Origin of the sequence: uncultured Jatrophihabitans sp. (assembly GCF_964252635.1) — a bacterium.
Lineage (GTDB): Bacteria > Actinomycetota > Actinomycetes > Mycobacteriales > Jatrophihabitantaceae > Jatrophihabitans.
Genome location: NZ_CAXUNP010000075.1, coordinates 1 through 9,456 on the forward strand (window position 1 = coordinate 1; position 9,456 = coordinate 9,456).

General features: G+C 70.2%; 8 protein-coding genes. 5 read left to right on the top strand and 3 right to left on the bottom strand.

Annotated elements, in window-relative coordinates:
- On the bottom strand, positions 1-1,095 hold a 1,095-nt coding region (locus ACFFCA_RS19350), incomplete at its 3' end, for a YveK family protein (protein WP_375487846.1).
- Between the two features lie 226 nt (positions 1,096-1,321).
- On the opposite strand from ACFFCA_RS19350, the gene ACFFCA_RS19355 reads away from it, so the two are divergent.
- From ACFFCA_RS19355 to ACFFCA_RS19365, 3 genes are all read left to right on the top strand, one after another.
- Positions 1,322-2,827 (top strand): sugar transferase, encoded by a 1,506-nt coding sequence (locus ACFFCA_RS19355; protein WP_375487848.1) that lies wholly within the window; start codon positions 1,322-1,324, stop codon positions 2,825-2,827.
- A 151-nt stretch (positions 2,828-2,978) separates the two neighbouring features.
- Positions 2,979-3,497 (top strand): hypothetical protein, encoded by a 519-nt coding sequence (locus tag ACFFCA_RS19360; RefSeq protein WP_375487850.1) that lies wholly within the window; start codon positions 2,979-2,981, stop codon positions 3,495-3,497.
- Positions 3,498-3,576: 79 nt separating this feature from the next.
- Positions 3,577-5,550, top strand: a complete 1,974-nt coding sequence (locus ACFFCA_RS19365) for a DUF4012 domain-containing protein (protein WP_375487852.1) — start codon at positions 3,577-3,579, stop codon at positions 5,548-5,550.
- A gap of 16 nt (positions 5,551-5,566) precedes the next feature.
- On the opposite strand, the gene ACFFCA_RS19370 is transcribed toward ACFFCA_RS19365, so the two are convergent.
- On the bottom strand, positions 5,567-5,725 hold the full coding sequence (locus ACFFCA_RS19370; protein WP_375487854.1) for a hypothetical protein: 159 nt from the start codon (positions 5,723-5,725) through the stop codon (positions 5,567-5,569).
- Between the two features lie 207 nt (positions 5,726-5,932).
- On the opposite strand from ACFFCA_RS19370, the gene clpB reads away from it, so the two are divergent.
- Both clpB and ACFFCA_RS19380 read left to right on the top strand, forming a co-directional pair.
- A complete protein-coding gene (gene clpB / locus ACFFCA_RS19375) occupies positions 5,933-8,587 on the top strand; it encodes an ATP-dependent chaperone ClpB (RefSeq protein ID WP_375487856.1) in 2,655 nt (884 codons plus the stop codon).
- Positions 8,584-8,895, top strand: a complete 312-nt coding sequence (locus tag ACFFCA_RS19380) for a hypothetical protein (protein ID WP_375487858.1) — start codon at positions 8,584-8,586, stop codon at positions 8,893-8,895. The genes clpB and ACFFCA_RS19380 overlap by 4 nt, the downstream gene beginning before the upstream one ends.
- Before the next feature lie 15 nt (positions 8,896-8,910).
- Here the strand turns inward: ACFFCA_RS19380 and ACFFCA_RS19385 are convergent.
- Positions 8,911-9,456: hypothetical protein (locus ACFFCA_RS19385; RefSeq protein ID WP_375487860.1), on the bottom strand; the 546-nt coding region annotated here is incomplete at its 5' end.

The window sequence follows — 9,456 nt, forward strand, 5'->3', positions numbered from 1 at the left end:
GACACGCTCGATTATCTCGCGGGCGGGGTCGGTGATCCGCAGCTCGCGGGGGTTGGGCGGGAGCGGGCCGGACGTGAGCACGGCCAGGTTCTGCCCGGCGTTCTGCAGGACGTCCTCGACCGGGGTCTTGCCGATCAACGCGGTCGTGAACCCGACGTCACCCACCAGCCCCAGGGCACGCGACAGCGACGGACGGCGCAGGTCGGCCTCGATGAGGCACACCCGGGCGCCGGCCTCGGCGAGTGCGGCGGCGAGGTTCAGCGAGGTCGTCGACTTGCCCTCGCCCGGGACGGCGCTGGTCACCGAGATGACCTTCGGCGGGTTGTCGACGTCGACGAACTGCAGGTTCGTGCGGATCTGGCGGTAGGCCTCCGAGCGGGCGCTGTTGGGGTCGGCGCGGAAGGCGATCGGCGACGTGGCCGTGCGCTTGTCGAAGGGCACGAAACCCATCGCCGCGACACCGAAGGCCTCGAAGTCCGCGCCGCTCTTCACGGTGTTGTCGAGAACGTCGCGCAGCACGACGACGCCCACACCGACGAGCAGGCCGACCACGAAACCGAGGCCGATGTTGAGGATCTTGTGCGGCGAGATCGGTGCGCCCGGGATGGTGGCCGGGTGGATGACGGTGAGCTTGACGACCGGCTTGCCCTGCGAGTCGGTCTGGGCCGCGTTCTGGACCACCTGGTTGAACTGCGACGCGACCGCATTCGCCAGCCGGGCCGCGGTGCGGGGGTTGTGGTCGGTCACGTGCAGGTTGATGAGCACCTTGTTCAGGGGTGCGTCGGCCGAGATCTTGCCCGACAGCTCCGACTCGTCGAGGTCGAGCTTGAGGGTGCGGATCACCGGCGCCGTGACGGCGGGGCTGTTGGCGATGCTCGTGTAGGACTGCACCTGCGCCTGCGCGTAGGTGTTCCCCTGGGCCAGGTCCTGGGACGTGCTGTTGTTGGTCGTCGCCACGAACACCTGGACGTTGGCCTGATAGACCTTGGTCGTCGCCAGCGTGAGACCGATGCCCGCGGCGAGGCCGAGGACGACGAACGCCAGGATCAGTGGCCAACCTTTGCGCAGCACGCGTAGGTAGTCACGAAGGTCCAATGGATCGCCCTCTCACACCGAAGATGATGTCCGGAGGGTACCTGCCCGCGCCGCCTGCCGCCGGACCCCCGACATGCCAGCCTCAGCGTCCTCGGGGTGGGGCGGCCTGTCACATCGGATCTCGGACTCGAGGTGTGCGAGCGCGCGTTTTCACTTAGAGTGACCGATCACTGCGTCACCACCAGACGGCCGGTTCGGCGCGTCCGACGACGGAACGGAGACTCCGGTGCCCCACCCGCGTGTCGACGACGCCGCGGACGTGGCCACCGCCAGGTCGCCGGCACCGTCGGCCGTCCCGCCGGATGCGATCGCCGCGTCAGCAGCGCAGCAGCCCCTGTGGACGGTGCAGTACCGCCTCATCCTGCTGACCGTCGACCTCTGCGCGATCATCCTGGCCACGATCCTGGGGTTCGAACTGCGCTTCGGAGCCGGTGTGGCGGGTATCGGTGCCGCCGGGTACCTGGTGATCGGGCTGGCCATCGCGGTGGGCTGGGCCGTGGCCCTGCAGGCGTCGGGCGGATATGAGATCCGGCACATCGCCACGGGTCCTGAAGAACTCAAGCGGGTGCTGCGGGCCAGCGGTCTGACCCTCAGCGTGCTGGCCATCGGCTGCTACGTGACCAAAACGCCGGTGGCGCGGGGATACGTCATCGGCGTCATTCCGCTCGGGGCCATCCTGATTATCTGCGGCCGTGCCGCAATTCGCCGCTACGTGAACAAGCGGCGTAATCGCGGTGAATGGGTGTACCGCATTCTGGCCGTCGGAACCGCGGATTCGGTGACCCACCTGCTCGACACCACGAACCGGGCCCGCAACGCCGGGCTGCGCCTGATCGGCGCCTGCGTCGAGGACGCGCCCGTCGGCAGCGAGATCGCGCCCGACGTACCTGTGCTCGGTGGCGTCCTGGACACCGCGGAGCACGCGGCCCGCGTCCGGGCCGATGTGGTGGCCGTGACGGGAAGCGGCCTCGGACCCCGAGCGGTTCGCGAACTCGGCTGGCAGCTCGAGGGCACCAACCGCGGGCTGGTCATGGCCCCGGCGCTCACCGAGATCGCCGGCAGCCGGGTGCACGTCAGCCCGGTCGAGGGGTTGCCGCTCGTGTGGCTCGAGCAGCCCCAGCTCGGCCGGCTGCCGCGGATCGTCAAGCGCAGCCTGGACATCGCCGTCGGGTCGGTGGTGCTGCTGCTCGCCTCGCCGGTGCTGCTCGGCACCGCCCTGGCCATCAAGTTCAGCAGCCGCGGGCCGGTGTTCTTCCGGCAACGTCGCCTCGGTATCAACGGCACCGAATTCAACATCCTGAAGTTCCGCTCGATGTACAGCGACGCCGAGAGCCGGCGCGACGAGATCCTCGAGCTGAACGAGCAGGACGGCGGTGGCGTGCTGTTCAAGATCAGGCGCGACCCGCGCATCACTCCCGTCGGGCGCTGGTTGCGCAAGCTGTCGATCGACGAGCTGCCGCAACTGGTCCACGTCGTGAGCGGCACCATGTCACTGGTCGGACCCAGACCGCTGGCCGCCATCGACTCCCACTACACCGGCTCGGCGCGGCGCAGGCTGCTCGTGCGCCCGGGCGTCACCGGGCTCTGGCAGATCAGCGGGCGCTCGGAGACGACGTGGGAGGACGCGGTCCGCTTCGATCTCTACTACGTCGAGAACTGGAGCCTCGGCCTTGACCTCAGCATCCTTTTCCGGACGGTCATCGCCGTACTCGGGCGAAAAGGCGCGTTCTGACGACGCCGGGCGCACCGGCCGTCATGTAACAAGTTTGTTGAATGTGATTTTCGACTTTTCTAACCGGCACCTCATCAGTTAGTGTTCGGCGGCGAGACATTCCGGCTCGATCAATTCCGGCAGTACCCCCCAGGTGAAGGTGGAAGTACCCATGTCAGCTTTCAAGAAGCCGATCGTGGCGCTCGTCGGCGTGCTGGCGGCGCTGGTCGCCGGGCTGTTCTTCGCGACGTCCTCGGCAGGCGCGTACCCGTCCGGCGTGAACCCGGTCCTGACGATCAACCCGAGCAACCCCAGCTGTGGCGACACGGTCACCTACAGCGGCACACACTTCCAGCCGGGTGAGCCGGTCACGATCTCCGACGGTGTGGGCGACTCCGTCACCGTGAACGCGGACGGGAAGGGCAACGTCTCCGGCTCGCTGGAGCTGACCTGCCCGAACGGCACCGAGCCGACGACGATCACCGCAACCGGCCGGACCTCAGGTGGCGTGGACGCCGTGACCATCAGCAGCGGCGGCAGCAACAGCGGTGGCGGCAGCAGCAGCGGCAGCGGCGGCCTGAGCAACACCGGTGTGGCGGTCATCGGCATCGGGGCGCTCGGCGTGGTGCTGCTGGCCGGTGGTGGCCTGCTCCTGCTGGCCGGCCGGCGCCGCACCAACAGCGCAGCCTGACCTGCTCCACAGCGCTCTCGACGAGGGCGGCCCGATCCTCGGGCCGCCCTCGTCGTGTCACGTCTAGGGGATTCTCGGCATGAGTTCGGACGATCCGGCCGCACCGGACGACGACGCTGCCGAGCCCGCGGACGCCGGCGAGGCCGAGCGCGACCGAGACGGCGACCCGTTCCACGGGCCCGCTTGGCACCCCGAGCCCCCCGGCCGCGCCACCGAGCCGGTGGGCACCGCATCCGCGTCGGGCGACGACACCGAAGCGGCAGGGCCGACGCGTACCCGACGCCGCCGCACCTCTCGCCGACGCCTGCGTCGGCGCCGCCGCTACGGGCTCATCATGATCGGCATCGGCGGGTTGATCGTCCTCGCCGGCGTCTACGTGCTCGTCACCGCGTTTCTTGCGCGTAGCCAGCTGATCACGGTGCGTGACGAGGTGCGCCAGCTGCGCGCGGAGGTCGCCGCCGGCCGTCTGGACGAGGCGCGGGCCACCGCCCGGCAGATTGCCGACCACGCCGACACGGCGCACTCCTACACCTCGGGGCCGGTGTGGGCGCTCGCCGGCTCGGTGCCCGCGGGCGGCGCCCCCTTCGAGACCGTGCGGACCATGACCGCGCAGGTCGACGTGCTGGGCCAGCGGGTCCTGCCCGACGTCGTCACCGCGAGCCGGGGCCTGGAGCCGTCGTCGTTGCGACGCCCGGACGGCACCTTCGACCTCGCCCGTCTGCAGGCCGTGTCGCCCAGCCTGACCGCGGCCGACCTGTCGATGTCCCGAGCCACGGCCAGGGTGGCCGCTCGACCGGCGGACACCTGGTTGAGCCCCGTCGACTCCGCGCGCAGCGAGTTGCTTGCCCAGATGCAGTCGCTGGGCAAGATCGTCCAGTCCGGTGCCATCGCCGCGCGCGTCGCGCCGGACATGCTCGGAGCGGACGGGACCAAGCGCTACTTCGTGTCTTTCCAGAACGACGCCGAGGCCCGCGGCACCGGGGGTCTGCCCGGTGCCTTCGGCATCCTGCGCGCCGACCACGGCCGGATCACCATCGAGCGCTTCGAGTCCGACAATGCGCTGAACGGCGTCTCGAGCGGGCTGGACTTCGGCGCCGCGTACAACCGGCTCTGGGCGTCGAGCAAGCCCTATGACGAGTACGTCGACAGCAACGTCAGCCCGCACTTCCCCTACGCGGCCCGCATCTGGATGGCCATGTGGCAGCGCAAGGCCCACGAGAAGCTCGATGGCGCGCTCGCCATCGACCCGTCGGCCCTGTCCTACCTGCTCGCCGTCACCGGACCGGCGACGCTCAAGGGCGGCACCCAGGTCAGCGCGTCCAATGTCGTGCAGCTCACCCAGCAACAGCTCTACGAGCGATTCCCGGCCAAGACTGCGAACAACCAGCGCAAGCAGTTCCTGCTCGAGGTGGCCAGGGCGGCCAGCACGAAGGTGCTGCAGAGCTCGGGCAACGTCACCGGCCTGCTGAAGGCCGCGGGTCGTGCCGCTGCCGAACGGCGGCTGCTCGTCTACAGCTCCTCCGCCGACACCGAGGCCGACCTGGCCCGGACCTCGCTGTCCGGGGCGCTCCCCGTCGCCACCGCACCTTTCGCAGGTCTCATCGTCGACAACGCGGGCGGCAACAAGCTCGACTACTACCTCGACCGCAGCATGACCTGGACGCGCACCGGATGCGGGGCCACGCGCAGCGTGCGGGTGACCGTGCGCCTGACGAACGCGGCTCCCGCCGGTCTGAACTCCTACGTCACCGAACGGAACGACCACCCGCGCTACCCCACGCGCCCGGGTGACAACTTCCTGGCCGTGTACTACTACGCGAGCGCCGGCGCGCTGCGTCAGGGTACCACGCTGGACGGCACCGCCGAGGGCGTCGCCGAAGGCACCGAACAGGGCCACCCCGTCTACGGGGTGTACTTCGAACTGCCCCGCGGGGCCACCCGGACCCTGGTCTTCACGTTCAAGGACCCGGCCGGGAAAGGGCCGGTGACCGTGCTGCGGCAGCCGCTCGTGCGGCCCATCAAGGTCACCGTCGAGGACCAGAGCTGCGGCTGACCGATAGGCCGGCCGGTCAGACGATGGTGACGGCCGCGATGACGGCGACGAAGATCAGCGCGATGCCCACGCAGACGAGCATCAGGGCCATGTCGCCGTTCGGCGTGTGCCGCGCCCAGCGCTTGAGTCGCCGCCACGGCCGTCCGATACGGCTGCGACGCTCCAGCTCGGTCATGGCCACCCACCCGTCGTCGTCTCGATGCTCGAACCAGGGTGCCACGCCCCCGGCCGCCGTGCGGGCCCGGCGGGGTATTCGTGACCTGTGCCTCTGCGACCACCAATCCGAAGTTGAGCGGAACAGGCTCAACCCTGTCGACGTTGTCCCGGAGTGCGGCGCGGTAGCGCCGTGACACCGACGACTCCCGTGAGGTGAACTACCAGCATGGACATGACCACCCGCAGCACCCAGGCGGTGAACGGCGCGGTGAAGGCCGCCGCCGAGCGCGGCAACCCGGCCGTCGAGCCGGCGCACCTGGCCGTCGCGTTGCTCGACGACACCGAGTCGCTCGCCCGCCCGATGCTGCAGGCGGTGGGCGCCGACCCGCTCGCGATCCGCGCCGAGGCCCAGCGCCTCGTCGACCAGTTGCCGAGCGCCAGCGGTGGCACCGTCGCGGCGCCACAGACCAGCCGCGGCCTGCTTGCCGTGCTCGGTGCCGCGGAGCGCGAGGCGCGCGACCGCAGCGACGAGTTTGTCTCCGCCGAGCACCTCGTGCTCGCGCTGGCCGAGACGGACAGCCCGGTACGCGAGCTGTTGCAGCGCTCCGGCGCCGGCCACGATGCGCTGGCCGACGCACTGCAGTCGGTACGCGGCAGCGCTCGCGTCACGAGCACCGATCCCGAAGGGACCTTCCAGGCCCTCGAGAAGTACGGCAACGACCTCACCCAGGCCGCGCGGGACGGGAAAATCGACCCGGTCATCGGCCGCGACACCGAGATCCGTCGCGTCATCCAGGTGCTGTCCCGGCGCACCAAGAACAATCCGGTACTCATCGGCGAGCCCGGAGTCGGCAAGACCGCGGTCGTCGAGGGGCTGGCGCAGCGCATCGTCGCCAAGGACGTGCCCTCGAGCCTGCAGGGCACGCGGGTCATCGCGCTCGACCTGGGCTCGATGATCGCCGGGTCGAAGTTCCGCGGCGAGTTCGAGGAGCGTCTCAAGGCCGTCCTCAACGAGATCAAGGACTCCGGCGGACGCATCATCACCTTCATCGACGAGCTGCACACGGTCGTCGGTGCCGGAGCCACCGGCGACAGCGCCATGGACGCAGGCAACATGCTCAAGCCCATGCTGGCGCGTGGCGAGCTGCGCCTCGTCGGCGCGACCACGCTCGACGAGTACCGCGAGCACATCGAGAAGGACCCGGCTCTCGAGCGTCGCTTCCAGCAGGTGCTCGTCTCCGAGCCGAGCGTCGAGGACACGATCGCGATCCTGCGCGGTCTCAACGCCCGCTACGAGGCGCACCACGAGGTGCAGATCGCCGACGGGGCGCTCGTCGCCGCCGCGACGCTGTCCGACCGCTACATCACCTCTCGCTTCCTGCCCGACAAGGCCATCGATCTGGTGGACGAGGCGGCCAGCCGGTTGCGGATGGAGATCGACTCACGCCCGGTCGAGATCGACGTGCTGCAGCGACAGGTCGACCGGCTGCGGATGGAGGAACTGGCCCTCGTCAACGAGAAGGACGCGGCGAGCGTCGAGCGGCTGTCGAAGCTGCGGGCCGAGCTCGCCGACCACCAGGAGCAGCTGGACGCCCTGAACCTGCGGTGGGAGCGCGAGAAGACCGGCCTCAACCGCGTCGGTGAGCTGAAGAAGCAGGTCGACGAGTTGCAGGGCCAGATCGAACGCGCCCAGCGCGACGGCGACCTCGAGACCGCCTCCCGCCTGCAGTACGGCGAGCTGCCCCGCCTGGAGAAGGAGCTCGACGACGCCAGCGCCGCCGAGGACGCCGAGGTCGTCACCGACCCCCTCGTCAAGGAGGAGGTCACCGCCGACGAGATCGCCGACGTCGTGTCGGCGTGGACGGGCATTCCCGCGGGGCGCCTGATGGAGGGCGAGACCGCCAAGCTGCTGCGCATGGAGGACGAGCTGGGTCGTCGCGTCATCGGCCAGAAGGCCGCGGTGCAGGCCGTGTCCGACGCGGTGCGCCGTACCCGGGCCGGCATCGCCGACCCCGACCGGCCCACCGGTTCGTTCCTGTTCCTCGGCCCGACCGGCGTCGGCAAGACCGAGCTGGCCAAGGCCCTGGCCGACTTCCTGTTCGACGACGAGCGCGCCATGGTGCGCATCGACATGAGCGAGTACTCGGAGAAGCACTCCGTCGCGAGGTTGGTCGGTGCTCCGCCGGGATACGTCGGTTACGAGGAGGGCGGCCAGCTGACCGAGGCCGTGCGACGGCGGCCCTACACCGTCGTCCTGCTCGACGAGGTCGAGAAGGCCCATCCGGACGTCTTCGACATCCTCCTCGCGGTGCTGGACGACGGCCGGCTCACCGACGGTCAGGGACGCACGGTCGACTTCCGCAACACCATGCTGATCCTGACGTCGAACCTGGGTTCGCAGGCGCTGGTGTCCGACCTGCCCGAGGACGTGAAGCGGGACGCCGTCATGGAGACGGTGCGGGCGCACTTCAAGCCGGAGTTCCTGAACCGGCTCGACGACGTGGTGATCTTCGACGCGCTGACCACCGGGGACCTCACGCGCATCGTCGACATCCAGCTGGCCTCGCTGCAGGCGCGGTTGGCGGCCCGCCGGCTCACCCTGGACGTCACCGACGCCGCACGGGAGTGGCTGGCCCTCACCGGGTTCGACCCGCTCTACGGCGCGCGTCCGCTGCGGCGGCTGGTGCAGACCACGATCGGCGACGCGCTGGCTCGCGCGCTGCTCGGGGGTGAGGTGCGTGACGGGCAGACCGTGCGTGTCGACGCCCTCCCGGACCGCTCGGGCCTGGTTGTGGGTGCGGCAGAACCAGCCGTGGGTGCGGCAGAACCAGCCGTGGGCGCGGCGGACCCGGCAAGGGGTGCGGCAGAATCGAGCGCATGACCTCGACGCCGGACGACCCGGGCTCGGTGGACGCCGCCGAGCCCGGGGTCGACCCCGGGCTCGATGAACGGGTGCCTGCCGACCCGGTCGGGGTGCTCGCGCTGGTGGCCGGCTTCGTCGGCATCGTCGTGTGCGGCATCGTGTTCGCGATCGTGACCGCGATCCTGGCCGGGATGGCCGGACAACGCGCGCGGGCCGCGGGTCGCAGCCTGGACACGGCCTACCTGGCCCTGCTGCTCGCCGGGATCGATGGCGTCGTCTGGATCGTCCTGCACATCATGTTCGACATCCCGCTGGCCGTGGGTTGACCCGCGGGCGACGGGTCAGGGCGTGCGGTCGAGCCAGCGGCTGACCGGTGGTGCCCAGGCGAAGCTGAGGGTCAGCACGGTGAGGACCAGGAACAGCCCCGCGTCGAAGTTCCAGCTGTCGCTGCTGATGTCGTCGAAGCGCACGAACCAGTAGACGGCCGCCGCGGCGACGATCGTTGCGCCGACGGACAGCAGAATCCGGCCCAGCGGGTTGCGTCCCACAAGGGACACGCCGCCGGCGATGAGCAGTCCGGCGGCCACCAGGTTCACGACACCGTCAAGCCCGAGCTCGAGCCCGATGTGGGTGCTGCTGTGGACCGAGTCCTCGATGTCCGAGGCGATCGCCCCGCCGAGGAAGAGCAGCAACCCCGCGAGGATCAGCAGGCCCGACGCCACGAACGCGAGGACCGCGGACGCCGTCGCGATCCCGGGACGGGCGTCCCCGGGCGCCGGCTGGGGGTAGCCGTAACCGGCGTAGCCCGAGGGGTACGGCGGGTAGCCGTAGCCGGGTGGTGCATAGCCGGGTGGTGCATAGCCGGGTGGTGCGTAACCGGGTGGGAG

Bases quoted from the DNA above. Each gene is read 5' to 3' on its own strand.
- ACFFCA_RS19360 (WP_375487850.1), top strand. From the start codon at position 2,979: ATGTCAGCTTTCAAGAAGCCGATCGTGGCGCTCGTCGGCGTGCTGGCG.
- clpB (WP_375487856.1), top strand. From the start codon at position 5,933: ATGGACATGACCACCCGCAGCACCCAGGCGGTGAACGGCGCGGTGAAG.
- ACFFCA_RS19370 (WP_375487854.1), bottom strand. From the start codon at position 5,725: ATGACCGAGCTGGAGCGTCGCAGCCGTATCGGACGGCCGTGGCGGCGA.
- ACFFCA_RS19365 (WP_375487852.1), top strand. From the start codon at position 3,577: ATGAGTTCGGACGATCCGGCCGCACCGGACGACGACGCTGCCGAGCCC.
- ACFFCA_RS19380 (WP_375487858.1), top strand. From the start codon at position 8,584: ATGACCTCGACGCCGGACGACCCGGGCTCGGTGGACGCCGCCGAGCCC.